Source organism: Nostoc sp. DSM 114161 (genome assembly GCF_052692665.1).
Genome location: NZ_CP195141.1, coordinates 7,873,175 through 7,898,848 on the forward strand (window position 1 = coordinate 7,873,175; position 25,674 = coordinate 7,898,848).

Annotated in this window: 19 protein-coding genes; 7 read left to right on the forward strand and 12 right to left on the reverse strand. The window is 41.2% G+C overall.

What is annotated here, in order from left to right; all coding sequences use genetic code 11:
- Positions 1 to 27: 27 nt before the first annotated feature.
- Positions 28 to 768 (reverse strand): SDR family oxidoreductase, encoded by a 741-nt coding sequence (locus NSTC745_RS33005; protein ID WP_445634797.1) that lies wholly within the window; start codon positions 766 to 768, stop codon positions 28 to 30.
- A 216-nt stretch (positions 769 to 984) separates the two neighbouring features.
- A complete protein-coding gene (locus tag NSTC745_RS33010; RefSeq protein ID WP_445634798.1) occupies positions 985 to 2,466 on the reverse strand; it encodes a site-2 protease family protein in 1,482 nt (493 codons plus the stop codon).
- A 460-nt stretch (positions 2,467 to 2,926) separates the two neighbouring features.
- Here NSTC745_RS33010 and NSTC745_RS33015 point away from each other — a divergent pair, with 460 nt between their 5' ends.
- Complete coding sequence (locus NSTC745_RS33015; RefSeq protein ID WP_445634799.1) at positions 2,927 to 3,367, forward strand: peptidase inhibitor family I36 protein; 441 nt, start codon at positions 2,927 to 2,929, stop codon at positions 3,365 to 3,367.
- Positions 3,368 to 3,750: 383 nt separating this feature from the next.
- Here the strand turns inward: NSTC745_RS33015 and NSTC745_RS33020 are convergent, their stop codons facing one another.
- The gene (locus NSTC745_RS33020; RefSeq protein WP_445634800.1) at positions 3,751 to 4,107 is read right to left on the reverse strand and encodes a hypothetical protein; all 357 of its coding nucleotides are present in this window, start codon (positions 4,105 to 4,107) and stop codon (positions 3,751 to 3,753) included.
- A 354-nt stretch (positions 4,108 to 4,461) separates the two neighbouring features.
- Here NSTC745_RS33020 and NSTC745_RS33025 point away from each other — a divergent pair, with 354 nt between their 5' ends.
- Positions 4,462 to 4,848, forward strand: a complete 387-nt coding sequence (locus NSTC745_RS33025) for a DUF4280 domain-containing protein (protein WP_445634801.1) — start codon at positions 4,462 to 4,464, stop codon at positions 4,846 to 4,848.
- Positions 4,849 to 4,856: 8 nt separating this feature from the next.
- Here NSTC745_RS33025 and NSTC745_RS33030 read toward each other — a convergent pair whose 3' ends face one another.
- On the reverse strand, positions 4,857 to 5,648 hold the full coding sequence (locus NSTC745_RS33030; protein WP_445634802.1) for a lipoate--protein ligase family protein: 792 nt from the start codon (positions 5,646 to 5,648) through the stop codon (positions 4,857 to 4,859).
- 85 nt (positions 5,649 to 5,733) lie between these two features.
- Here NSTC745_RS33030 and gcvH point away from each other — a divergent pair, with 85 nt between their 5' ends.
- Positions 5,734 to 6,318: a glycine cleavage system protein GcvH gene (gene gcvH / locus NSTC745_RS33035; protein ID WP_445634803.1), complete on the forward strand. Its 585-nt coding sequence runs from the start codon at positions 5,734 to 5,736 to the stop codon at positions 6,316 to 6,318.
- Between the two features lie 113 nt (positions 6,319 to 6,431).
- Here gcvH and coaBC read toward each other — a convergent pair whose 3' ends face one another.
- The 4 genes from coaBC to NSTC745_RS33055 form a co-directional block, all read right to left on the reverse strand.
- A complete protein-coding gene (coaBC, locus tag NSTC745_RS33040; RefSeq protein WP_445634804.1) occupies positions 6,432 to 7,643 on the reverse strand; it encodes a bifunctional phosphopantothenoylcysteine decarboxylase/phosphopantothenate--cysteine ligase CoaBC in 1,212 nt (403 codons plus the stop codon).
- Positions 7,644 to 7,750: 107 nt separating this feature from the next.
- A complete protein-coding gene (gene isiD, locus NSTC745_RS33045) occupies positions 7,751 to 7,963 on the reverse strand; it encodes a protein IsiD (protein ID WP_445634805.1) in 213 nt (70 codons plus the stop codon).
- Between the two features lie 155 nt (positions 7,964 to 8,118).
- The gene (locus NSTC745_RS33050) at positions 8,119 to 8,739 is read right to left on the reverse strand and encodes an alpha/beta hydrolase (RefSeq protein ID WP_445638739.1); all 621 of its coding nucleotides are present in this window, start codon (positions 8,737 to 8,739) and stop codon (positions 8,119 to 8,121) included.
- Between the two features lie 93 nt (positions 8,740 to 8,832).
- The gene (locus tag NSTC745_RS33055) at positions 8,833 to 9,585 is read right to left on the reverse strand and encodes an SDR family oxidoreductase (RefSeq protein ID WP_445634806.1); all 753 of its coding nucleotides are present in this window, start codon (positions 9,583 to 9,585) and stop codon (positions 8,833 to 8,835) included.
- A 540-nt stretch (positions 9,586 to 10,125) separates the two neighbouring features.
- Here NSTC745_RS33055 and NSTC745_RS33060 point away from each other — a divergent pair.
- Entirely contained in the window at positions 10,126 to 12,513 is a 2,388-nt protein-coding gene (locus tag NSTC745_RS33060) for an ankyrin repeat domain-containing protein (RefSeq protein ID WP_445634807.1), read from the forward strand.
- Between the two features lie 75 nt (positions 12,514 to 12,588).
- Here the strand turns inward: NSTC745_RS33060 and NSTC745_RS33065 are convergent, their stop codons facing one another.
- Together NSTC745_RS33065 and NSTC745_RS33070 are read right to left on the reverse strand one after the other, a co-directional pair.
- A complete protein-coding gene (locus NSTC745_RS33065; RefSeq protein WP_445634808.1) occupies positions 12,589 to 13,731 on the reverse strand; it encodes an AAA family ATPase in 1,143 nt (380 codons plus the stop codon).
- Between the two features lie 69 nt (positions 13,732 to 13,800).
- The gene (locus NSTC745_RS33070; RefSeq protein ID WP_445634809.1) at positions 13,801 to 14,586 is read right to left on the reverse strand and encodes an RNA ligase family protein; all 786 of its coding nucleotides are present in this window, start codon (positions 14,584 to 14,586) and stop codon (positions 13,801 to 13,803) included.
- A gap of 284 nt (positions 14,587 to 14,870) precedes the next feature.
- Here NSTC745_RS33070 and NSTC745_RS33075 point away from each other — a divergent pair, with 284 nt between their 5' ends.
- Positions 14,871 to 15,182, forward strand: coding sequence for a transposase (locus tag NSTC745_RS33075; protein ID WP_445638740.1), 312 nt, complete (start codon positions 14,871 to 14,873; stop codon positions 15,180 to 15,182).
- Positions 15,183 to 15,292: 110 nt separating this feature from the next.
- Here the strand turns inward: NSTC745_RS33075 and NSTC745_RS33080 are convergent, their stop codons facing one another.
- Positions 15,293 to 19,258, reverse strand: a complete 3,966-nt coding sequence (locus NSTC745_RS33080; RefSeq protein ID WP_445634810.1) for a helicase-related protein — start codon at positions 19,256 to 19,258, stop codon at positions 15,293 to 15,295.
- Positions 19,258 to 22,449, reverse strand: coding sequence for a hypothetical protein (locus NSTC745_RS33085; protein ID WP_445634811.1), 3,192 nt, complete (start codon positions 22,447 to 22,449; stop codon positions 19,258 to 19,260). Before NSTC745_RS33085 ends, NSTC745_RS33080 begins: the two co-directional genes overlap by 1 nt.
- Positions 22,450 to 22,696: 247 nt before the next feature.
- Between NSTC745_RS33085 and NSTC745_RS33090 the strand changes: the two genes are divergently transcribed.
- Positions 22,697 to 23,467, forward strand: a complete 771-nt coding sequence (locus NSTC745_RS33090; RefSeq protein WP_445634812.1) for a hypothetical protein — start codon at positions 22,697 to 22,699, stop codon at positions 23,465 to 23,467.
- A 259-nt stretch (positions 23,468 to 23,726) separates the two neighbouring features.
- Entirely contained in the window at positions 23,727 to 25,247 is a 1,521-nt protein-coding gene (purH, locus tag NSTC745_RS33095) for a bifunctional phosphoribosylaminoimidazolecarboxamide formyltransferase/IMP cyclohydrolase (protein WP_445634813.1), read from the forward strand.
- The last annotated feature ends 427 nt before the right edge of the window (positions 25,248 to 25,674 follow it).

The window sequence follows — 25,674 nt, forward strand, 5'->3', positions numbered from 1 at the left end:
TTTAGTGAAGGTTCGCCGACAATAACTTTAGGCGATTCCACCGTTTACACGAATGTTTTGCCCAGTAATCCATCTAGCTTCGTCGCTAGCGAGAAATGCTACTACATCGGCAATTTCTTGCACATCTCCCAGCTTGCCAAAAGCAGCCATTTGGGCTAAACGGTCTATCTGTTCTTGTGTTTTGCCTTCTCGAAATAGTTCTGTATCGGTGGGGCCGGGAGAAATAACATTGACTGCGATCGCCTTTGTACCCAATTCTTTAGCTAGTACCCGCGTAATTTGTTCGACAGCACCCTTGGTTGCTACATAGGCACTATAAGTTGGTAGCATCATCACTGTGGTTGATGAGGAAAAGTTGATAATCCGTCCCCCTTCTGCCATGTGTTGCGCGGCTTGTTGGCAAGCAAAATAAGTCCCTTTAACATTAATGGCATAAATCTTGTCAAAGTCTTCTTCTGTCACTTGACTAATTGGTTTATAGAAAGCGATTCCGGCATTGTTGACCAAAATATCGACTTTACCAAAGCGTTCGAGTGTTTGCTCAAATAACCGTTGAATGTCGGGTACTTTGCTAACATCAGCTTGGAGGGCGATCGCCTCTACTCCCAATTTTTCTATTTCTGCAACAACTTCCTGTGCTTTACCTGCATTACCAGCATAATTAACGACAATAGATGCGCCGTTACCAGCTAACTTCAGTGCGATCGCTCGTCCAATTCCCCGCGATGCACCTGTAATAATTGCAACTTTTCCTACTAAAGATGCCATAGATAAATCTGGTTGTATTTTGATTCGCCAAAGTGATTATCTGTTGTTAAAGTACTGTAGCAAGGTTAAATTTAGCGATCGCTGCTAGAAGGAACTATAGCGTTTATCGCAATTTATACCCATTTGAAAAATGAATGCGAATACACCATTTGCACAGGCACGATTCCTCGCGTCTTTACTCAAGAATGTGTCGTAATCGCATATGTTTTAGTTGATTTATCCTATGCCCAAGCGTCCAGCCAAGCCAGGAGTCAAAGGTAAAAGGGTGGTAATCATCAAGAATAAAGCCAAAAGACCTAAAGCGGCTCTGGCATCATCGGGTTCAGTGATTTCATTCAAACTGGGGCGTTCTAAATCTCGTTGCAAGAAGAAAATCACGAACGCCCAGTACATAGCCAGAACATTACCGAGAGACACTAGCACCAGTAAAATTAAAGTTGCTACAGTTGCTCGTCCTGCGGTTTTGCGTCCATAAATCGCCTGGACAATGCGCCCACCATCTAGTTGTCCTGCCGGCATTAAGTTCAAAGCGTTAATTACTAACCCCAACCAACCAATCACCACCAAGGGATGAACGCTTACCAAAGACGACTGCAAGGCGGAACCAAGGACAACTCGCGCCAAGCTTCCCACCAAAATCGATCCTTGGAAAAACTGATTTGGCAATTGAAATAAGCTACCAGGGTGGGAAAGCAGCAAGCCGGTAATCAGCATACCTAAAGAAACGATACCACCTGCGGCCGGCCCTGCCAAGGCGATATCAAATAATACTTTGCGGTTGGGTAATAAAGATTCAAAGCGGGTAATTGCACCAAAGGAACCAATTTGCACAGCAGGTAGAAAAAACGGCCAGCTAAGGCGGATTTGGTGACGGCGAGCAAGTAACCAATGACCGATTTCGTGAGCGACTAAAATCGCAAATATGCCCGCACCTATGGGCAAAGCTTCTGCGAACCTTGCAGGACTAGTAAAGAAATCAAAATTCAGCAGTAATCCCGCAGCTTCTAAATTTGTGGCTATGGTGGCTACCAAAAGAATACCTGCAAAAGCTTTTTGCGATAACTGCATCGGCCGGGGATCGTTGCGGCTGGGCAGTACAATTACAACTGGCCTGCCATCTGTATTTTCCACTAAAAATAAACGATAGCGATCGCCAAGCCGTTCTCGCAAACTTGCACTTAACCTATTGTGAATTTCTTCTGGTTCTCCCCGCAAATTGCCTTTAAAAATCGCCCCATCTTGGTACGGGATAGTTTCTGTGGCGAAAAATGTATCAATACCGAAAATACCTTTAATGGCATTCAAATCATCTTCTGGTATTGGTGGAATCTGAGGTTTGAGTTCTATTACTGTTGGTTGTGGGGAATTTTCTTCAGGTGAGGACTCAGTCGCAAGTCTTTCGGTTGCCCGCTGCTTGAGTATGGCATCTTGCCCAGCTTTGCGTAACTGGCTCCCCAAGTAGATGTACAATCCAGCAGAAGCCACGACTAAGAACAATATACCTGCTATGTTAATGTAAATTCCGGCGGCAAATAATCCAAAAAACAGTAGCCACGGAGTCATCAACACCACCGACTGTAACCAAGCCAAGATTCCTAGCTTGCCAAAAGGTCTGGCGCGATAAAAGCCCCAACCCAAAATGCCTAAAGCTACTAGCAGAATTGCCGCCAAAATAGAAGTTTCTGATAAAGTAGACATTTCCAAACCTTTGCTATTGAGACTAAGCCAGAACAAGTCCGGTATTGCAGACACACTTATTAATGTATAACGTCCCCCGCCTTCTGCCCAAATTATCCGGTTTGGCGTCAGCTAGGAAAAAGCGCAGGTATTGTACGTTGTTCTCACCATAAATAGTTACATTTAGCTGTTGATGGCTTAGTAGTTGCTCTAATCGTCCGAACCCTAAACAAAGGCAAGTAAATTATCTATTTTTTACGCCTCTGCTAACAAGCGTTCGTCAAAGACGTTGGCGCAGCGCTTGTTTTTCTGCTTTTTCTGCATTTATTATTCTTTTTGTCAATGCGTAAGTTCTAGTGGGTTAAGTGCGAAAGGTAAGAAAGGTGGGGAATTTAGTATAACAAGTTGACTAGGCTGTTAATAAGTTGTAGGTTAGCCCTTATTAAATACTTTATGCAAAATTACGCGTTTTTTAAAACCAATGAAAACAACATTACTATCAGGGTTAGCTGTAGCGATAACTGCTGCAATTGTTACAATTCCTAGCGGGATAAGACCCAATGTAGCTAACGCCCAATTCCAACTACCTATACTAGCTAATTGTCCACAAAACAGTGTTTGTGCTTGGAGCGAGAGAAACTTTGTTGGTAATCGTTTAGTTGTAAGCCCACTTAGGACTGAGACGAATGAGGTAGGTAATAAAATATGTATTTTTCCTGGTAACGCCCTTTCACCTGGTGGTTCTCTATTTTTTACCACAAAACTCAAACGCTCAATAAGAAATAACACTCCATGTGATATTAAATTATACATAGAAGACAACATCGGTGATGAATCAGCTATAACCACCATTTCTCCAAACACTCAACAGGATGACAGTGGAGAATTTCGCTCTATAAGCGGAGGTTTTCGCAGTAGATAAAGTTAGTTATCACGACGATAAATTTCGCTCCTCAACCCCATTCAAGTGGGGTTTTTTATTATCAGGACTTACGCAAGAACTGGGCGGTGCAGTAACCACTGCTAAGGTACACTTGGTGATGTTGTAAGTATCTCGGTTAGACTCACCGCGCAGTCCCTTCAGGCGCTTCTGTGATAGTTCTTCTATTGGTAAGTTGAGTGACGACTGCACACGTTAAAGAATCTGCTGTCCCCAAACTTCATTTAGGGCAGCAGGTGTAAACAGTACCCGTTCAGGTATCCACAACCTTGGCGATCTTGTTTGTGTATCTGATACTGAAACTTGATCTGTAATGGTATTCAGCAATATCGTTCTCCGTTATGAAAGTTTGCTGATTTCTGCAATTAATTTTCTAGGACTTGCTTAATTCGTCGTTCTAACAAATCAAGATCCAAACTGCCTTCATCACGGTTAATTCGGCGCACAGTGGAATTAACATTGGCTAAATTAACCAATAAATCTTGAAGAATTTCTTGCTGTTGACGGGCTTGGGTAACTTCGCGTGGTTCTTGGACCAAATCACGAATGATGGTATCTTCCGCACGAGAGGCGATAATTGGATCGGTTTGCCCTTGAACGTGAACAAAGGTTCGTCGCCCTGGGCCTCGCTCCTCTTCTATTGGTATAACTGCTGTTACTTGGTCAGAACGCACATATTTGCCAAATCCCAAATGCACTAGTTCTGATGAGAGTATTTTCATATATATTGAAGCGTTATTTTTATGTCTTACTTATATTGTAAAATCTAGAAAAGTGACTTGAAGCCATAGAGCATACGGGTTATACCCAATTCAAGGTAGTAGTTTCCTTTCGCAATTGCTACTTAATGTCTTGATTTCAGCCACACTATTTTTACCAGCTTTGGGGCTTGTTCTGGGGTTTCGGCAAGCTGAATAAACTGATTATCTAGGATTATTTACATCATTAAGTGTTTACACTTAATGATGTAAATAAAAATGTTAACTTTTTATTCTTCAGTTTATGCAACACAACCTAATGAATGCTACGCTACATTATCCAAGTAACTGTATCTTGATTTGTGGAGGGGATGAATTATGGCTCTGCAAGTATGTTCCGGCGCAACCCTCAAGTGTAGTTTTGGGCTGACACCAAGCACGTTTGTAGTTCTACCCGTCAATCGGGTGTTGACTGCTACGCCAGATGCGAACATTTTGGATAATAAGCCAATGGTAAATATCATGCCTTTTGGTATGTGTTCGTCTTTAGCAAATCCAGCAGTTGCATCTGCCACAGCAGCTGCTTCGGGGGTGTTGACGCCTATGCCTTGTGTGCCTGTAATCCCCGCGCCTTGGGCACCCGGTTCGCCTACCGTTCTGATTGCTAACAGCCCAGCACTGAATAACACATCTAAATTGATGTGTGCGTGGGCTGGTGTGATTGAGGTAGTTTATCCTGGTCAATCAACAGTATTTATTCCCTAAAACAGTTTTTAGATTTTACTTTTTAACTGCGATCGCACTTCATAAAGCGATCGCAATTTAAGAATTTCCTCCCATTCTTGTTCTGTGAATGGTTGGGTAACTAATTCTATCCCAAAATACTGTTTTGCCGTTTCTGTCAAAGTATCCACAATCTTCACAATCCAGCCATCTTGTTCTTTTGTGTTACAAAATGAGCTATTCCAGGGGGCTGATTGTTCAAAGATTTCTTCAAATAAACCTTTGTCTGTGGACAAAATCATCGAGCCGTGTTGCAGAATTGTATTTCTTCCCTTGCGTTGGGCGCTACCAATGAATTTACTTCCATCGGTGGTAACCAAGTCTGCGGCTGTTGCTGTGTTGAAGCAACTGGGATTATGAATATAACCCCGTCCCGCAGAACCATAATCTAACTCAATACCCAACTTTTGCCAGCCTTGGATTAAAAAGTTACAGATGTTTTCATAAACACCCCAGCTTTTTGCACTACTAGCTGAGGTAATCAAAGCGTAGGTTAAGTCTCCTTGATGGAGAACAGCTCTACCTCCCGTTGGCCGACGAACTAGATCGAGTTCCTGTCCTTGGTAGATCAGATTATGCCACTGGGCAGGCCATTGTTTTTGCAGATGCCCCAAGGAAAGGGCGTAGGGACACCAAGTATAAAAACGCAAGGTAGGCGGATACTTTCCCTCTTCGCATTGTTTGAACAACCAAGCATCGATCGCCATTTGTATCCCTCCTGATGTTTGAAGGATTGGGATGAAACGCCAAGTGGATAATGACTCGGTTGCTACTTGTCTCATGGATTTCGGACTCTGGAAAGATATTGACATTTTAATATCAGTATTTAATACTACTTTTGTTTGTAATTATAGGAAGAATTTATCCGTGAATTTCATCAAAACGATATGCCAGTACGCAATTCGTTCCGCGATTACTCTGGTACTGGCTGCGACTTTGTTTGTCACCAACTTATTTTGGCCAGCAGCGAGTCAAGCCATCGCTCAAGCGCTACCTGTACAGACTAACCAGCCACAAACCAATCAGTCTTGGCTAACTGGTATTCTCCAACTGGCGTTGTTGAGCGTTCCTAGCGAACTGAAATATACCAAGGAACACGAATGGGTTCTGGTTGAAGGCAACATTGCTAAAATAGGCATTACTGACTATGCTCAGCGGCAACTTGGTGAAACTGTATTCGTGGAATTGCCAAATGTTGGCCAGGTTTTCGACCAAGGAGATGAATTAGGTAGCATCGAATCGGTTAAAGCAGTAGGACAATTCTATACTCCCGTAAAAGGAGAGGTTGTAGAGGTCAACGAAGCAGTTGCTGACGATCCCGAACTACTCAATGAAGACCCCTATGGCGAAGGTTGGTTGGTAAAAATCAAGTTTAGCAATTCTTCTGAGCTTAATGGCTTACTTTCTAGCCAGCAATACAGTGATTACATAAAAGAGTCCTCAGAAGCTTAGGCTAACTCCCTCGTTAAAAGCACAACTGTTTCATTTTCTGGTGTTGCAGAGAAATTTTTTTGGTAGAGACGTTGCATTGCAACGTCTCTACATCTGTTGGCAAAATAGAAAATCTAAAATTCGTTGGTGACAAAATCAAATAATTGATGCGCCATTTCTAATTTAGAACAAGGTGCAATTTCTAATTGATTTCCTTGTATATCTAAAAATATCGCTTGATTATTATCGCTGCCAAAACCACTATCTGGTTTGTCGATAGGATTAGCAACGATCGCATCTAATTTCTTATTATGTAATTTTTCTAATGCAGGATTGACAATATCTCCAGTTTGTGCTGCAAAGCCAACTAATATTTGATGCGACTGTTTGAGTTGTGCTAATCGGGCGACTATATCGGGTACGGGTTCCAAGGGTAAAGCTTGGGGGAGCGATCGCTTGGGCAATTTTTCTGTACTATAATCTCTGGGCTTGACATCTGCCACCGCTGCTGACATGACAATGATATCAGCGTTGGCTAGATACTCTACCATAGCGTGGTGCATTTGCTCTGCACTCGTCACAGGAATTGCTTGCACTCCCAATGGTACTTCCCAATTAGCTGGAGTATGCACCAGAGTGACTCTTGCGCCTCGGTGGAGTGCCGCTTGGGCTAGGGCTAATCCCATTTTACCTGTGGAAGGATTGCCAATAAACCTTACTGGGTCGAGATATTCTCGCGTTCCCCCAGCACTAACTAACACTCGTTTACCTACTAAATCTCGTTTGCCTTGGGTGTGCAAGAGCGATTGGATGTAAACTAGGATTTCTGAAGGTTCTGCCATCCTGCCAGCACCGACGCGATCGCAAGCTAATAAACCCGATACTGTACTCATACCATGATATCGGCTATCGATCGACAGCTGTTGCCAATTGCGCTGCACCGATAGTTGTTCCCACATATCCGTATTCATCGCTGGTGCTAACAATACAGGACAAGTAGAAGCCAGCACGGTATTTGTGAGTAAATTATCAGCCATACCGTAGGCTAATTTTGCTAATGTGTTAGCCGTCAACGGAGCAATTACCATCACATCTGCCCATTCACCCAACTCAATATGCAACGGACGAGAGTGAATTGGTTGCCAAAAATCATCATCTGTGTATGCTTGATGGCGGGATAGGGTGGCGACAGTCAAAGGTGTAATAAATTTTTGCGCCGAACGGGTGAGGATGACTCGCACTTCCACACCGGTTTTAAACAACGTCGAAATCAACTCACAGACTTTATAGGCGGCGATACCGCCACCTATAGCAACTAAAACTCTGTTTAATTTTGGATTAGTCATGGTAAAAAGTTAGGAGTAAGTAGTAACTTCAGAGCAAGTAGTTACCAATATTAATATCCAACTCCTAACTCCTAACTCTTGTACAGACGCGATTAATCGCGTCTCAACTAAGCTTCGTCGTAGGGTTCCAAGTCTAACAGATAAATGTAGGGTTCCACTAACTCTGGACGCTGAAATGCGATCGCTCGTAGTAGATGCCAATCATTTAAACCCTCAAAAGCATTGCTGTAGTTATCCAGTTCCAAACGTGTAGCTAGCTGTTCTACCTCTGCCGCAGTCATGGCAGCAATTTCTTTCCTGGAAATGCTTAGAGTTGTCATAATGCTTGCCCCTCCCTTATGCAGCATCCGCCTTCAGCATGGGTGAAGTTGCGTTATTTTGCAGCCTCCCAATATATCTTACTCATTAGAAGCTATTGATTTCGTGAATTTTTTCCGCATTTATACCAGAATTTATAAAAAATTCGTAATCTTAACTAAGCAATTGTATTCACAATAAAATTGCGTAGTACCTTTAACGTTTGTGCATCGATTTCATGCCCCGTCCCAAATTCGTGATATTCTACCGCTACTCCTAAAGACTCTAGGGTTTCTCGTGCCTTCAATGCTGCTTGTAGTGGTACAGCTTCATCATATCTCCCGTGGCTAATTAAAGTCGGTGAAATTTCACCTTTAGTTGCTGTAACAGCATTAGGATGTAAATACCCACTCATCACAACTAAACCTGCTAGGGGCAATTTCGATCCTACATCTAAAGTCATTGCTCCACCTTGAGAAAATCCACTCAAAATAGTCCGCGACAAAGGCACGCCAGTAGTGCTTTCTAAAGATTGCAACAAATCTATTAACAGTTGTCGGCTTTCTGGCAACCCTTCATACATATTTTCTACTCTCAAGTCATACCATGCCCTCCCTATAGGGGAATAGGGATAAGGAAAAGGTGCATTGGGTAATACAAACTGATAATCGGGTAAATCGAGCAAAGGCAACAAAGATGCTACATCTTCAGCATTAGCACCCCAACCATGCAAAGTGACAATTAAACCTGCGGGCGGTTGAGAATTGGCTGTAGGAACGTTGATAAATTGTAAAGACAGAGGTCTGCTCCTAAAAATATGACTCTTTTAGTAGATCCTATCTCTTCAAGTAGACTTGCGTATCAGTAAGCGGATGCCACTTCGGCAGAGTTTTTACCAAGGAACTGGTTGACCGAGATGAAAAAAGCCACCACTCGGCCCATCATCAGGGAGTATTGCTAACTCAACGCCAGTTTTCGCTCCTTCGGTGACATCTATCATTGCACCTTCACCGCCTAATTCAGTTTTTACCCAACCTGGATGAGCGCTATTAATCTTCACAGGAGTATTGTGTAACTCATGGGCTAGATGGATAGTAAAGGCGTTGACTGCTGCTTTAGAAGCATTGTAAGCAAATGGTTTAGAGTCATAAATCGGTGAATCAGGAGTAGCATGAAGTGTTAATGAGCCTTCAATACTAGAGATATTGACAATTCGACCGCTAGGGCTTTTTAAAATTAAGGGTAGCAGTACTTGAGTCAGTTCAACTAAGCCAAAAAAGTTGGTATTAAATGTCTGGCGAATAATGTCTATAGAAACAGAACTGGCATTACTAATTAACCAGTCGCCATCCAAAAATACACCTGCATTATTAATTAAAATATCGAGCTTACCAAAGGAATCGCTAATCTGTTGAAAAGCAGACTGAATTTGATTACTGTTAGTGATATCAAGAGCGATCGCTTCTGCTGATACTCCCTCATCATGCAACTTACTCGCTGCGGTTTTTGCCGCTTCTAAATTTCGCGCTGCTATCAAAATCGTCAATCCATATTTCCCCAGTTGACGGCTCATTTCCCATCCAATACCTTTGTTTGCACCAGTAATCAAGGCGACTTTATTCTTGAGTTCGCTATTTCCTACCATTAGGCACTCCTTAGAATTAAGAATCTGCGATCCATTTAAAAACATTATCTTTAAGCTTTGTTTAAATGCTCTCACAAATTTTTAGGTAAGAAAACCTAGAAAAAAGACTAGGTTTCCTTCCCGGAAAATCATCTAGCTAGAGAATAAAAACTTACTTTTTTAAGAAGTTTTCTTGCTTAGTAGTATCAGTTAATGGTAAAGATTGAAAATACCAAATTATAAATACAAAAACCAACTCTTCTTCTCTCCCACTCTCTGCGCCTCTGCGCCTCTGCGTGATATTTCCACCCAGGTACTTCAGCAATTTTTGTTACCCACTACCAAGAAGAAGCATTAGCTATTTCAGGTATAGTAGGTGTCATACGCCAAGGACACTTAGAACAAAGATGTAGTGTTACCTGTAGATACAAGGGTCGAGTTATCTATCGCCAGCATCGCCTAAAGGTTTTTCCGCAATAAACTTTAGATATTAACAGACGGTAGTTGGAGTTAGATGGGCAAAATAACTAGATAACTCCAATTATTTAGGTATAAAATATTATGGACGAGCAGCTAATTGCCGCTATTGAGTCCCGCGATCCTCAGCGCGTAAAAGAATTACTTGCTACAGGCGCAAATCCAAATACCATAAAAGGAGATGAAACAGCCTATGAACTGGCACGCTACGGCCCAGATGAAATTAAATGTGCGTTAATTGAAGCGGGTGCCGACGATCCCTCACTCAGACACTCATTAGTTTGGGCAGTGATGACAAATCGAGTGGAAACCGTCAGAGTTTTGCTTGCCAAGGGTGCAGATGTGAATGTGTCTACATACTCTGGAAGTCCGTTAGAAGAAGCAGCCAGAGTAGGAAATGCGGAAATAATTGATTTGTTAATTGCTGCGGGTGCTGATGTTGATAATGGCAGTATGCTTTCAACTCCTTTACTAAAAGCGATTAAAAATGGTAACTTCGATATCGCTCTCAAACTCATTGCCGCAGGTGCTAACCCAACCCAAACAACAAAGTATAACGGTGTACCACCCATCGCAATGTCAGCAGCACAAGGTTCGGCAGCAGTAATTAGGGCGCTGATAGCTGCTGGGGCAGATGTAAATGTTTTGACATCAAGTATTACAATAAACCGTGCAACAATTTACAAGCAAGCTGGATCTGTATTCAAACCAGCATTCGATACTCTAGAAACGATTGGTAAAGCCTTTAACAAACTCGACGCAGTTGAAACCTCAGATGCACCATTATCTGAAGTAGGCGAAACAATTGAGTCTATTGATATTGCGGCAAATCGGGCAAAGCTTACCAATTCCAACATTCCGGAACCAGAAATTGCAGTCGATACCTTCCCAGTAATTCTCGCAGCACGTTGCGCTCATGCAGAAGCATTAGCAGTTTTGTTAGAAGCAAGTGCAGACCCTTACCGTAAAGATGGCGAAGGACTATCAGCCTATGATTGGGCAGTGCGAAACGAGCATTATCAGGTTCTAGAAGTTCTGCGTCAGTTTGGTGTAGATGCACCAAGGGTAAGTCCAGAGGAACATCTGCTGAACACTGCGGAACAGGGAGATGTTGCAGCGGTGCGTGAGTCGTTGGCTAGAGGTGCTAACGTCAATGCACGCGACCAAAGGAGAAAAACGAGGAATCGCACGCCGTTAATATTAGCAGCATCAACTGGAAATTTAGAGATTGTAAATTTGCTGCTTGATGCCGATGCTGATATTAATGCCAGTGATATTGTTGATGCCAATCAACGACAACCTCGTGGGATTATTTCAGACGATTATGAGTCATTAATTGCAATGGGATTTTCCTTGAGCATAACTTCTTTAATGTTGGCAGCAAGTAAAGGCTATAAAAATATCGTGCAAGTTTTAGTGGCGCATCAAGCAAATCTTCAAGCAAGAGATTGTTTTGGAAGAGATGCGCTGTGTCTTGCTTGCATAAATGGAAATCTAGAGGTTGTGCAAATATTAATCCAGGCAGGAGTAAACATTAATCAGCAAGATATAGCGGGAGATACGCCGCTTTTGATGGCTTTGAGAAATACCCATATAGAACTGGCAAAATTTCTCATCGAGTCAGGAGCAGATGTCAATGCTAAAAATAATGAACATCACACTCCTTTAATGGAAGCAGTACAAAAACAAGAACATTTAGAGCTAATTCAAATGCTGATTGAATCGGGTGCTGATGTCAATGCTGTTTCCAAAGATGGCGATACAGCTATGACTTTAGCTGATTTATTTGACCATCATCAGGTTATAGAACTGCTGGCTCAATATGGTGTCGAAAAACGACGATGGGATGAACAAGATGAAAATAATGAAGAAAACGACAGTAATGATAATGAACGTTGGGGAGCAGAACTACCCCGTCCAAACTTTTCCCAAGCTGCCCAAAATCCTGAATATCAAAAAGCAGTTGCAGATTTAGGTGAAATTTGTGGCAGTCAGCCAGTACCCATGTATGATGATATCCCTGGCTGGTTTCAAGTTCATGTAAACAGCAAACGCCGAAGTCACATAAAAACAGAAGATTTACAACAACAATTTTTACAACGGGGTTGCTTTGTCTACGAGCCAGACAAATATCACGATGCAGAAGGGCCCAAACAACTTTATGTTTTGCCGACTACAGATAAATATGATGCCATTGCCTTACATCAAACAAATGGTTGTAATTGCGGTATTGGCCCTGGTTATGTTGTCCAATGGCTGCGAGAACTTGAAGCAGTACAGCCTTTTATTTTGACCTTGGTTGCCCATGATACCCTTGAAGGTCACTTCCTCACTCCTATTCAAGACCCTGAAGAACTTGCCGATCGCATGTATGATTTTTGTCCTGATATTGTAGACCAAGGCTGTGGTTCTGTGGAACGTTTAGCCGAAAGTCTTGGCTTAAGTGACAACTTGTTTTTTTGGTGGGATTAATTGTATTTAATACAGTTTGTGATTTGGGAATCTCGCTCTAGGACGGGCGAGACGCCCATCCTACAAGAAAAAAGGTCAAAATTCCTCGACGATCCAATCTACTGTATGTGCTTCGGTAATATCGGGGACTTCTAGGCGAGTTTTCAAGCGGTAAAGTACTTTTTCTGGAAGCTTGGCGGTGCGATCGCCATTTCTTCTCAGCAGTTCTTTCCAAGGTGCTTCCAAATACACAATCCGAATACTGGCTTGATAACTGGCAAACAAGCGAACTAGCATCCCCCGCACTTGACGGCTAATGTTGGTCGCATTCCAAACAAAGGATTGTCCATCTCGCATATATTGTTTGGCCATTTCTTTGGCTGCATTTACAACTGCGCCCTGATCGTCTTCAGGGTCGATCCCCATTGAATTTCGCAGTTTATCTAAAGAAATTACCTGCCAGTCAGGAAGATTTTCTTTAATCCAAGTATCTTTTCCCGAACCGGGTAATCCTGACATCATCACCACCTGAAAGCGCGTATCGTCATAAGCTGCATAGTCTGGGTTTCCATCTTCTTTCTGAAAATAAACAAACCGACTGTGTGCTGATGGAAATACTCGCGGCTGCTCAAAGCAGTGATTTTCCTGGCAAAATTCCCGAAAGAATTCGATTCGTTCGAATAAATTTGCTTGGTCGTTGCAGTAGCGACCCTTAACGTCTGCTTCTGCCAGCAAACTTAGCAAATCACAACGAATAACTTGGCTGGCTTTGATAACAGCCCGTTCGGGGTTGGGTTTGTCCCAAAACCACAAGGGTAAGCTGCCGTATTTCACCAAAGCCACAATCGCTTCTCGTTGGCGGAAGGGTACATGCAAATCCCAGAGAATTTCCCGTGCCATTTTTGCACCTTGGAGTACATGACCTTTGGAACTAATACAACCATCTGCTTCTATTTGTGTAGCAGCAGGTTTGGCAACATCGTGCAGCAAAGCCGCAGCAAACAACACAGAACGTTCTTGAGCTGGTAACGCCCGCCATTGAGGTAATGCCACTAATGCCTCGCATACTAATTTTGTATGAATGAGAACATTGCCTTCAGCATGGTAACGTGGATCTTGGGGGCAATCAGCAAGCGATCGCAACCAATCAAATTCTGCTTCCAATGCCGACCAATCTATCGACGAGTCGCTTTCGCTGGGGCAATAAGGAAATGACCAAGATTGCACCAAAGTACTCATATCTCTAACCTCAAATTTATTAAGTTAGTTGTATTTTTAATAACTTATAACCGTCATTCACAAGCAAGGTCATCCGAACAAATTAGCCCCAACACACAGCTGATTTGGTATTATCGGACGGTTGAGCCAATGCCCATCTGATTGCAGAATGGTCGTTAAAAAGCTGGAACGCACATATTTATAGCGATGAGTAACGATGTTTCCTAGCTCAACTTTGATGTATAAACCTTCTATCAAACAACTTTGGTCAGTTTGTTTGAGAGAACGCTCAACATCAAGCCCCAGTTCTTGACAAATTTGCTCAAAACGTTGCAAGTGTCCCGGAGTTTGATAGTGCGACTCACCCAGCAACTCAATCAGCTGCTTGTAAGATTGCAGTTCACCAGCAAACAATACGGGTACTGAAACCAGGGGTAAGCCAGCAAGTAATTGCTGACGGTTCTTGGTACTCAGAAATACTTGGTTGTCCAAATCTAAGACATCGTACTCCAGAAAGTAGTGGGGCAAGGCATCGTAAAACACTGTATGTTTCGCATACAGCCATTCCCCAAAGAGGATAAAACGACTTCCCAAAACTTCCCAAAACGCTGCTGCGTGAGTGTGCGCCCACTGTTTAAACAAGTTAAAGTGCTTTTCCCGCGCCCCACCAGTTAAATAGTGTCCCCGACTTTGCAGACGAATTTGCCCATCATTTGTAAAGCTAATGGCTGCATTTGCACCATCAACTTTTTCTTCAACTACTACATATTGATTTTTGATAGCACTAAAAGGAATGCTATTAAGATCTTCATCCCCAGCTTGCAACCGCGACCCTTCAATGTGATGGGTACGTGGATATTTATAAATTTGTTCCATGATTCTTCTCGGTGACTGCAATCAAATAATTTCGTAGCGGAGTGTCACGAATAAGTAAGTTTCCTAGAGGTTGTTATCTAAGAATGGTTATTATTCGCCATTGACTAAATTTGATTGAGACCAGGGACTACATATACTTGTACCAAAGTATTATTTCTATAATACATAGACTCCACAATTCGAGGTAGCGTTTCCGGAAACAAGCAATATTTTATATTTGGCGATCGCTGTGAGAGCTAATTTGTAAACTCAAGTAAAACGCTTGCCTTATAAAGATTTCAGGAATTCGAGTTAATACAGCCAAATCACTCAACGTCCTCCAAGTTGATAACGGCTTATTTCATAAAGCTAAACGTTTACAAATTCCAGAGAACATCGTTCTTTTGTTCCAGCCTGCCCATTCTCCGGAACTGAATCCCATAGAGCGCGTTTGGGAATATCTCAAGCAATACTTGAAATGGGAGCTATTTGATAACCTTGAGCATCTGCGAACTCAAGTTGCTCAACTTCTGGCTGAACTGACTCCTGAAATTGCTGCTTCTTTGACTAGTTATGATTTCATCCTTAATGCCCTATCTGTCGCAAACATTTTTTGAATTGGTATTAGATCTAGCAACGATTTGAGTACCCTTAAGATTTTCTTTACGAATCAGTTCTGAAACCAAAATATGAATTTTGCGTAGCTATAGCCCATCCTGGGCATAAACTATTTGTTATCTACTTCATCTTCAAGCAGGATGGTGTTTAGAAGATTCAATTCATTAGAGGCCATAAAATAGCGATCGCTAAAAACTGTTTCCAATTGTGTAAAAATCCGTCTGCCTGCCACAGCTACCCAAGGAAATGTTCGATAGTGAGGTACTACAGGAATGATTAAGCCTTGAGGAGTTAGAGAACGTCCTAGCGAACTTCTCCAGGCTTGTGGATCTTGTAATACTTGTTGGCGGGTATCATCTTCTGATTGTTCATTCCAGAAATGGGGATAGTCTAGAGGTAAGCCAATAACTATGTTTTTGGTTTTCAAGGCTTGACGCGTGGAAGATTCAATCACAAATCCTTCTTGTTCCCGACTCAACAGTTTATATAATTCGTTAGCAGGACGTTTGAGTTTTGAGGGAAATTTGAATTTCTTGCTTTCAGCAATTTCTTTTAGAGAACCTAGAAGACGACTACTATTTTGTTTAATATCAGCTTTCCATGCTTCAAAGCTAAATATTTCTTCAGTTTGGCGATCGCTCCAATCTTCTATCCAGAAAGGGCCTATACAAGTTAGACTATCAGGTATCTCTAGGGCATCATTATCTAAAGATGGTAATAAAGAACTCTGAATCCTAGACACAGCTTTAACTAAAGCTTGTAAGTTTTGATAATTTGCATAAGACTTGGCATTTCTTTCTGATGATTGACCTCTCAAATCAAAATGTTTAAAGATGCTTGTAGATAACTGTTCCGCCCTTTTAACAATTGCTTTTGCTTCTTGAGGATGACTATCGCTGATAAAAAATTTAGCTTCACGCAAGAAATCTAATAAATCATCAGACATCAAACGCAACAATTCTTCATCCCCAACAGAACCAACGGGGACAAATGCAATTCGGTTTCTATTAAGTCCTGCATCACCTTTAATGCGGGTATGAATTGTAGAGCGCAACATTACTAGCAAAGTCAATAAATCGCTGGACTGACGCAACCATAGTCTTTTAGGGTCGATGTCCTCTCTTTCAATGATGAAATCATTGATTAGCATTACTAAGCGTCTAGCTTTGTTATCTCCAGAAACTTCCATTCCGGTTTCTGAATCTATATACATTCCTCGACCCCGATAAATTAATTGCGCGACTTCCATTAAAGCGGCTTCAATATTAAATCGAGGAATTGCAGCTATAATGCAATCTGTTTTAGGGAAAGAAACACCTCTTGCGCCTGAAGAAGTCATCAGAAAAACTCTAACTTCATCTCGTCGTGGCGGCTTGACTAATTTCAATCGCTGATCGGGTGATACACTTTGATCCAAAACTTCCACTTCTCCCCTTTTTAGGAGAGCTTCTTTACCAGTAGTCAATTTTTCCTGTAACTGACGTAGAAAAGCTTTATCCTGTGCGAAGAATATTAACTGCTCTGCTCCCTTGTGTAAGCCATCCTTGATTTCTAAGTAGGCATTTATTAGCGTCTCTTCTTCTGATTTTTCTCGAATTGCTTGTCTAATGGTCTGCTCTGTACCGTCACTATTTTGACCTGGTTTAATGGGAGACAGCCGAATACTGTAATCGATGCTGAGTTTACTGGCGGGGTAACTATTTGTCATGATGTGCAGTTTTGGGTATTTCAAGCCAGTTCTTCTATCACTCCCTGTCACCCGAAAAGGTGCTTCACCCCGACTTTGACTAATTAAAACTTTATCAGGAGCGCGATCGCCCGAATTCAAAAAGCTATCTAACACAACTTCATTGCTGAGTGAGGCATCAGCCAGAATCAGCACAATTTTAAACGGAGATGGAGTTGTATCAAACGGTTGAATAAATTGCTGTTCCAACCATTCTGCTAACTTACGGACAAAGGGCGCACCTGCACCATCGCCAGCAAGTTCATCTACCATGACAACTATAGTAGGAATTCTGTTTGCAAATTCTGAACGTTCCTTTTTTGCAGTCTTCTTACTGATATCTTTGTGTACAAACAAATTGGTGAAGGCATTAACTGTGGTTGATTGATCGTTGAGTGTCCGATAACCTTGAATAGCAGCAGTCATAACCAGTTGATTCAATTGGGGGTTGGCTTTGAGCAATGTTTGGGCTGACTTTGCTATCGTACCCAATACACCAGGACTGTAAAGAGATTCTATGCTGTAATCTCTTTCGTTGAGACGGCATTTAATTTTATTCGAGCCAACTATATGGCAATCAATATCAAGTTCTTGCTCTGGGGTTAGGAAGAAGATATTACTAAGAGGACGTGTGAGGTTTTGAATACCATCAACAACAACAGCACTATCGATATTGTGAGGTGGAAAATTGTTTTGCTGAACCTGTTTTCTATACCATTCGGGAGCTGCATCAATCAAATTTTTATTACTAGTGATGGTTAATATCCCTGTGGGTTGTTCGTTTTCTCTAGCAAGTTTGTCGGTGACATCTCGATTAATGACAACTCGTGGACTGAGATACAAAAACAAGAAACCTCGCTCCTGCTGCTTTTGTTGCTTAAGAAATTTCATCACAGCAGTAGTTTTACCAATACCCGGATTTCCTTCCAATGCTAGGACGTTAATTTTACCGACTTGAGCAGCAGTGATACCAGCAAAAACAGCTGCCTCATGTACTTCTCGTAGACGAATTGTTTCCTGATTGGGATTGATTTCATTGACAAAATTAGCTATTTGTGTAAATGGGCTGCTTCCAAAAAACTGATGTAATGCTTCGTGGTCTTCAATAGATGCGATCGCCTCAACCTTGCTAATTTCACCCATTGGGTTGTAAAATTCGCTCACATTCTCCTGAAAGAGAAAGTGAGAGTATTGGCCTAGAGTTGGGTTTTCAGCTAGAGACTTTGCTTGTGCTTTCAAGTCAGACGGTAGCCCTTTCAAGAGCCGCTTGAACACCAGCTGGATTTCTGCATCTAGATCGAGTGGCACATCATCATTTGAATGTTTAGCCTGGCGATATGCTTGTCCCAATGATTTCATTAACTTTGCTCTAGTATCTAGTTCTGGTTCCACACCCCAGAAATGAGCAGCAAGACTTTCAATACCATTGGATGTGACAGCGATCGCTCTAGCATGACAACTTCCTTCTAATAGCTGATGCTTGCGTAATACATCAATCAGACGAGCTGTATAAGATGATGCCTGACAGAGCTTAAATAATGGTTTATCTTGACCGCTAAATGCTGAAAGAAAGTTTTCTAACCTTTTAGAGAGTGAAAATTCTTCACCCTCAACCTCTGCACAAACTCTAGAGAACACCCCTCGTGATTCCATATAACGCGCATAGCGACTCATTTCTTCTCTATGAGGTGTTTCATTTTGAAAATCTGCAAATTTGATGGGTGCGTTATAAGAAAATTCCAAGCAGATAATTAAGTTCTCAATTTTTTTGCGTTTTAAATCTTTTGGCTGAGAGAAATCAGTTTTAAAGTCTTTAGAGGGTATGACTTGCTCTTCTTGTGTGTTTCTGTGGGGGATATATTCATTAGACAACCATAAAATAAAATCGGCTCTGGCTGGTTGTCCTCGGTTAACTAAATTCTCATCTGGTTTCCCTGGTATATTGAAAGTTTCTTGAAATGCTTTTGCTGTCGCTTCTTTTTCTTCATCTCGTAGCATTTGCTGTCCTGAAAATGTCAACGGACACCAAATTGCTTTTAGTTTAGGTTGTCTAATTTGACTATGATTGAGACACTCACGCATTGCTGTCCAACCTAAACCATAGCCGAGTACCAGCAGATGACGCAGCATTGTCTCTACCCATTCTTTAGTATTAGCATCTGTCAGTTTGAATGCTTTTACCAATTCTTGGGAGATATCTTTATTTTTGTGAGATTGCCAAAGCTGGAAAACCTTATTCTCTTTCAAGAGTAAGTTTCGGTGAATTAACTGTTGCAAAACACCGCGTTTGACAGCGATTTCAAATACCTGCCCCCAAATAGAGGCTTTTTCTAGAAAAGATAATTCCATTACTTTCTGTGCAGAACTTGAGAAACGTAGGTGAGGACAGCGCGATAATTAAGTAATACCTGTCCCTTACGACGGGTATGAAGAACTTTGACTTCCCCAGCCTCTTCAACTGTATTAGGCGATATCCAACTAAATGGATCTAGTACTGGGCTAAGTTGACTTTTGTACACACCTCGTTCAGCTTCAATAAAATGCAAGCCCCGGAGTACAGTTAGTAAGCAGGGATGAATAGGAGAGTCTAAATCAGGATCGATTAAATGCTGACGAGCGCGTTGAATCGAGTTAAGACTGCGAACTTTGGTATCCGAAACCAGAAAATAAATGCAGAAACCAGATTGTATGCGTTCTTCTGCTTGAATAGCATAAAGTGTAGCAAAGGTATAAACCGGAATAAAATCACGAAAATCTTCTGAAGTTGCAACAGAATTCCAGAAACTTGTATGGTCTTCAGCTTGCAAAATTTCAAATGCTGCTTCATTGTACCCGCGATCGCGCAAGCGTGTAGCTGGAAATACATCCCGCACCATTGGGTAAATGTTGATATTAGGAAATGTTTGAAAGACTTCTTCTAAAAATTCTGTAGGTATTAAAGAAGAATTATAATCTGCGGCTCGATTAATGCGGCGATCGCCATAAGCATGAGCTAATAAAATAATGTGCTGGCATCCTTGGGTTTTGAGGTGACGAATTTCTTCTTGAACTAGGCGTTGCGTTTTCAGCTGTTCTGGAGAGTCAAGCACATCAGACTGCATCCGTTCTCTTTTGAGTTCATAACCGATGAAGGGTTCACTAACGCCTGTAGCAATATAACTTTGAGTGAGAAAAAGATAAGCTTTTTCACTATCATTGAGAGAATTTACTTCGTTACAGGGACGGCTTGCATAAGAAATTAAACCAATCTTGGGGACTGAATCAGAATTTGGGCAACTGATACAAAGTGGAAACGCACTTAATAGTGCTTTAAAAGTACCAGATTTAATAAATTTTGTCGTATCATTTTTTTTAGCCAGATTTTCTAGGATAAGTCCCTGCATTCTGATAGGAGTATCTTCGCCTAATATAGCTTCCAAGGTTTGGGCTGCGGCATAAACATAAGCATCACCATTCTTGTCTTTATCTTCACCTAGTTGTTTTCCCGTTTCTTGCAGCCGCAGCATTAAGGTTGTAAAGTCAACAGATTTTTCCTTCTGACCACGTTTTTGCAATCGTGTAATAATTTGCCACAAGCAGCAGTAAACCAGTACGGCAAACGCCGTAACTGCGGCTGCATGATACTGTTTATTTTCCTCAGCACTTTTTGTATCCGGTCGCCGCTTCAACATCTCAACATCGTATTCTACATTAATTGCAGCTGAGAGTAGCCATTCTTTTGCTTTTGGGGCATTCTCAGACAATTTGTAAGTCCATACATTGCTTTCTTTCTTAAAAGAACAAGGAACCCAACAAACTTGTAGGAGTTTCTGTGGCAATAAACGCTTTGCCTGTATTTGACTAAGTGTGTTTTTAGTTATTAAGTCATATTCCGAAAGCTCGGCAGTAACCTCAACTGAGAATAGAAGTCCTGATGTTGCTGGTTGCTCACAAATTTCAATATGTTTAAACCATTCAACCTGTTCGCTGGAATTTTCTTGTGGCTCTACAAGCAACTTTTTCACACCTGGTGTTGCTCCTTCTAGCCGATCCCAATTAATAATGCTGTTTTTAACACAGATAAATTGTTGTGAGGAGTGATTCTTAACTTGGGATATAACTTTTTGGCTCTTGTCTCGCAATACTTTCGTTAGTGCTTTGGCAATTAACTTCATTGACTCAGAGCGTTCTTGTAATTCGTCTAAAGTCTGGCGAATAGCGTCTTCACCCCGCGATTTAAAATTTGCTCGAAGTTGATTCACCACATCGATTAGTGATTCTTTAGTTAGCGAGGCTTCACCTTGTTTAGGAACAACGACTGCCAAAAAAATGAGTTGAGCTAAACGACGACGAAGTTCCCAAGGTTTTTGTAAGGAATCTTCATCATCACTCAATAAATATTCTTTGATTTTCTCAATTCGTACTTCAAAAGCAGGTTTACCTGATTCTGGGTTGTCTCCATTGACTCGAAAACGATAACATACTTCACGCTCAACTTGATTATCAGTCTTTTTCTCAAAAATTTGAGTTTTCCACTCAGGCCAAACAGCTAGACAATAATAAAAGGTTGCTTTACTAAGTTCATCAGCCAAGTCGAATTCAGCTGCACTACCAAAATGAGCCGTTAAATCAAACGTATAATCCTCTTCTTGAGCAAATGTTACTAAAATGAGTATTCGATTGACATATTCTGTTAACAGTTGGTAATCTAGTTCGTCAATTGATTGGGCATTTTCTGCGATCGCCTCCATAATCCGAAAGCTAATTGTTAATCGGACTCGTGACAATGCTTCATCATCTATAAAGTTTAAAAAACGCTGAATTTGGCTATCTTCTCTATCTTTTTCTGCCTTCAAAGTAGCGATCGACGAATCAACATCATCTTCATCGTTGTCACGTTCGTCTTTCAAATATTGTGCGGCAGCACTACACATTTGCTCAAAATAATCAGTATTTTTAACACGTTCGCGTGCAGAAATAACTGTCGCCACAGACTTGTTATCTTTAGTATCTCCAGCTTTAAATGCTATAGGTACGATGTTGGCTGTATTAGGCATATTCTGAAAAAGCGTACCTACCTTTTGAGCAAGCTGTTTAAGTTGCTGTTCAGCGTTATCTAACAGCAATGTCGATAATAAGTTGTCGGAAGGCACAGCATTATTTAGAGCCTCGTCAATAGCAGCTATTAATCTGTCTATTGCACCTGGTAACTTTGTAGCATTGCCATCACTCAAACAGCCACCAACACGCGACCTATTACCATTTGCAGGCATCGATAAGTTTTGAATAAATCCAGCACCTTGAGCAGGGTTAAAAGCCTCTTGAAACTTAGGCTGTGTAAATAACCTACGCAGAACGGCTGAAGTACGTATTCTCAGGCGTTTATTTTGTTCGTCATTAAATTCAAACAACTGCATCCCTTGAGGACTTAGCTGGTTTGAATTTGCCTGATTACTACTAGGAGAAATAGCGTGAGCAAGTAACTCTATGACTGTAGCGAGGTCAATAGAAGGCTTAAGTGAACGCGGTTCAACGTGAGCGCCAGTACCTTGTGAAGGCATATTTTTTTCCTCAATAATTCAGTCTTACGACTGCTTCATCTGCTTGAACTTTACAGCCTCAGCAAATGGACTACATATTTTTACTATCTTAAATGTGTCTAATCTGTCAAGATACATATATTTTACGTTTATAATATTTATTTAAATAAATATTAAATTAATACTATTTCAATCAAAATTTGTGTATTTGTAATACACAAGAAAAAATTAATAAATATAAATGTAAATTCTCATTTTTGTTGAAAAAATGAATAAGAAAAATTTTGAAGCATTCACTAACTTATCAGCATTGAAAAAAAATGCTATTCAAGTCTGTGGTCAAGAATTTATTGATAGCTTGACTAAAAAAGGTCTATATGCAAAAGATAGTCAATTTTGGACAGAGGTTAATAAAGAACTAAATATTCCTGATGATGCTTATGAAAGCAAACAGGCTAGAGAAAAAGCAGAACGTGAACGACAGTTGTTAGAGAAAAAAGCAAAAGAGCAAGCAGAAGAAGAAAGATTGCTGGCAAATAAAAAAGAAATACGCATTGAAAATAGAAAAGGATGGAAAATTGTTGTTTTTGAACTTTCAGAATCAGATACTTTTGGCAAAAAATTTATCGCACAGTCTACTAAAAAACCAAATTTAGAAAAAATAACTGGGTTTTCTAATACCAAAGGAGATGCTTACAGCCAAGCTTGTAGTTTTGTAGACCAATTTGAAATACAACAAGAAAATTTAAGGATTTTTCAAGAGCATTACGCAGTCATGAAACCTTTATACCTAATGATTATATACCTTTCAAGTGGAGATAATCATAATAAGTACCTTAACAATAACAATAATCGTGACAAGTCTAAAGAAAATTTTACTGGAGTTAGCTTTTGGAATGGATTTGAATTTAAGATAATTGATACACTAGTGGCAGAGGGATTGTTAGAAATATCAGAAAGAAAAACAACTCTGACAATGAATAAAAAAGGTATGAAATTAGCAAGAGATATTCTAAAAAAATTAATCTTGATGGAGTAGACAGGCTCCTAAAGCAGCGAGAATATCATGAAGAATATATTAATTAGATAAGTGAATTAGATATTATGGATGAGGAAGAAGAAGAGGAAGAATAGAGGTCGCTCTGGCACAATGCCTGCCATCCGTAGCAGTCTTAATTGAGAAAGGTAATGACCAGATGTTTATTAACGCTATTTATTCCTCATGGTCTTGAACTGAGCCAAGGCTTATGCAAAACTTGAGATCCTTCGCTCCCAGCATACTTTTAAGGAATCGATCGATGGCGCGTCTAGCACTGCTGAGTGTATCTAATAAAACTGGTTTAATTGACCTAGCCCGTAGCTTGGTTGAAGAATTCGACTTTGATTTAATCAGCAGTGGGGGAACAGCCCAAGCACTCAAAGATGCGGGACTCCCAGTTACCAAGGTTGCTGATTATACAGGTTCGCCAGAAATTTTAGGCGGTCGAGTTAAAACGCTACATCCCCGAATTCACGGCGGAATCTTAGCACGGCGGGATGTTGCTCAAGATATTACAGATTTAGAAAATAACCAAATTCGCCCGATTGATTTAGTAGTGGTGAATCTTTATCCTTTTGAGGAAACTATTGCTAAACCACGGGTGACATTAGCTGAAGCTGTCGAACAGATAGATATCGGCGGCCCGGCAATGTTGCGGGCATCATCGAAAAACTTTGCTCATTTAACTGTATTATGCGACCCGGCACAATATAACGAGTATTTAGAGGAATTGCGACAAAATAACGGCGAAGCGTCTTTAGAGTTTCGCCAAAAGGCGGCTTTAAAAGGATTTTTGCATACTGCGAGTTATGACCAAGCGATCGCATCCTACCTCGCACAAACACAACAATACACTCTTAGCGGCACGCAATTACAATCTCTGCGTTACGGCGAAAACCCCCACCAACCCGCCGCTTGGTATCAAACTGGTACTACGCCAACGGGATGGGCAGCCGCTAGGAAACTCCAAGGTAAAGAACTGAGTTACAATAACTTGGTCGATTTGGAAGCTGCACGCCGAATTATTGCGGAATTCACTGATTCGCCAGCAGCAACGATTATTAAACATACAAATCCTTGTGGTACGGCGCTGGGAAGTACTATTTCAGAAGCATATCAAAAAGCTTTCAATGCTGATTCTACATCTGCCTTTGGTGGCATTGTGGCACTCAACCGTCCTATAGATGCGGCTACAGCCAGCGAGTTAACTAAAACATTTTTAGAATGTGTGGTTGCACCAGGTTGCGAAGCGGACGCCCAAGAAATTTTAGGTAAGAAATCTAACGTGCGGGTTTTGATTTTACCAGATTTGAGCGGCGGCCCTAAAGAAACAGTAAAAGCGATCGCGGGTGGTTTTCTCGTCCAAACTAGCGATGACATCATTGCAGACACTAGTCAATGGCAAGTCGTCACCGAACGTCAACCCACTGCCGACGAGTTGGCGGAATTACTGTTTGCGTGGAAGGTTTGCAAACATGTGAAATCTAATGCGATCGTTGTGACAAGCGATCGCACTACACTAGGAGTAGGTGCCGGTCAAATGAACCGCGTCGGCTCAGTGAAAATTGCCCTAGAACAAGCCGGAGAAAAAGCCAAAGCCGCAACTCTCGCCAGTGATGGATTCTTCCCCTTCGATGATTCAGTCAAAACAGCCGCAGCAGCAGGAATTACGGCCATTGTCCAACCAGGCGGAAGTTTGCGCGATAAAGATTCCATCAAAGCTGCTAACGACTTGGGTTTAGTAATGGTCTTAACTGGTGTACGTCACTTTTTACACTAACTTTTTGGCTCTAATCTAGTGCAGTTTTAAAAGTGTCACTCAAAATACTTGCTCTTTGATAGAAGCAGTGATATCTTTTATTTGTGTGTGAGGAGCAAGTTAAGAATAAAAAGCGTTTGGGGTGGAAACACGGCAACACTCCCAGACGCTTTTTAATTTGTGTATAAAAAATTTCATTGGTCATAAAACTTTAAAAAATTGTTATTCAATATACTTGCCTTTTTATAGAAGTAGTGGTAGTATTCTCTTGTGTGTGAGGAGCAAGTTAAGAATAAAAAGCGTTTGGGGTGGAAACACGGCAACACTCCCAGACGCTTTTTAATTTATGTATAAGAATTTGATTGTGGTGCAGTTTTCAAAGTGTCACTTACTACACTCGCATTTTGGTTGCACAGTGATATCTTCTAGTTGTGTGTGAGGAGCAAGT

Bases quoted from the DNA above. Each gene is read 5' to 3' on its own strand.
- NSTC745_RS33005 (WP_445634797.1), bottom strand. From the start codon at position 768: ATGGCATCTTTAGTAGGAAAAGTTGCAATTATTACAGGTGCATCGCGG.
- NSTC745_RS33010 (WP_445634798.1), bottom strand. From the start codon at position 2,466: ATGTCTACTTTATCAGAAACTTCTATTTTGGCGGCAATTCTGCTAGTA.
- NSTC745_RS33015 (WP_445634799.1), top strand. From the start codon at position 2,927: ATGAAAACAACATTACTATCAGGGTTAGCTGTAGCGATAACTGCTGCA.
- NSTC745_RS33020 (WP_445634800.1), bottom strand. From the start codon at position 4,107: ATGAAAATACTCTCATCAGAACTAGTGCATTTGGGATTTGGCAAATAT.
- NSTC745_RS33025 (WP_445634801.1), top strand. From the start codon at position 4,462: ATGGCTCTGCAAGTATGTTCCGGCGCAACCCTCAAGTGTAGTTTTGGG.
- NSTC745_RS33030 (WP_445634802.1), bottom strand. From the start codon at position 5,648: ATGAGACAAGTAGCAACCGAGTCATTATCCACTTGGCGTTTCATCCCA.
- coaBC (WP_445634804.1), bottom strand. From the start codon at position 7,643: ATGACTAATCCAAAATTAAACAGAGTTTTAGTTGCTATAGGTGGCGGT.
- isiD (WP_445634805.1), bottom strand. From the start codon at position 7,963: ATGACAACTCTAAGCATTTCCAGGAAAGAAATTGCTGCCATGACTGCG.
- NSTC745_RS33055 (WP_445634806.1), bottom strand. From the start codon at position 9,585: ATGGTAGGAAATAGCGAACTCAAGAATAAAGTCGCCTTGATTACTGGT.
- NSTC745_RS33060 (WP_445634807.1), top strand. From the start codon at position 10,126: ATGGACGAGCAGCTAATTGCCGCTATTGAGTCCCGCGATCCTCAGCGC.
- NSTC745_RS33065 (WP_445634808.1), bottom strand. From the start codon at position 13,731: ATGAGTACTTTGGTGCAATCTTGGTCATTTCCTTATTGCCCCAGCGAA.
- NSTC745_RS33070 (WP_445634809.1), bottom strand. From the start codon at position 14,586: ATGGAACAAATTTATAAATATCCACGTACCCATCACATTGAAGGGTCG.
- NSTC745_RS33080 (WP_445634810.1), bottom strand. From the start codon at position 19,258: ATGGAATTATCTTTTCTAGAAAAAGCCTCTATTTGGGGGCAGGTATTT.
- NSTC745_RS33085 (WP_445634811.1), bottom strand. From the start codon at position 22,449: ATGCCTTCACAAGGTACTGGCGCTCACGTTGAACCGCGTTCACTTAAG.
- NSTC745_RS33090 (WP_445634812.1), top strand. From the start codon at position 22,697: ATGAATAAGAAAAATTTTGAAGCATTCACTAACTTATCAGCATTGAAA.
- purH (WP_445634813.1), top strand. From the start codon at position 23,727: ATGGCGCGTCTAGCACTGCTGAGTGTATCTAATAAAACTGGTTTAATT.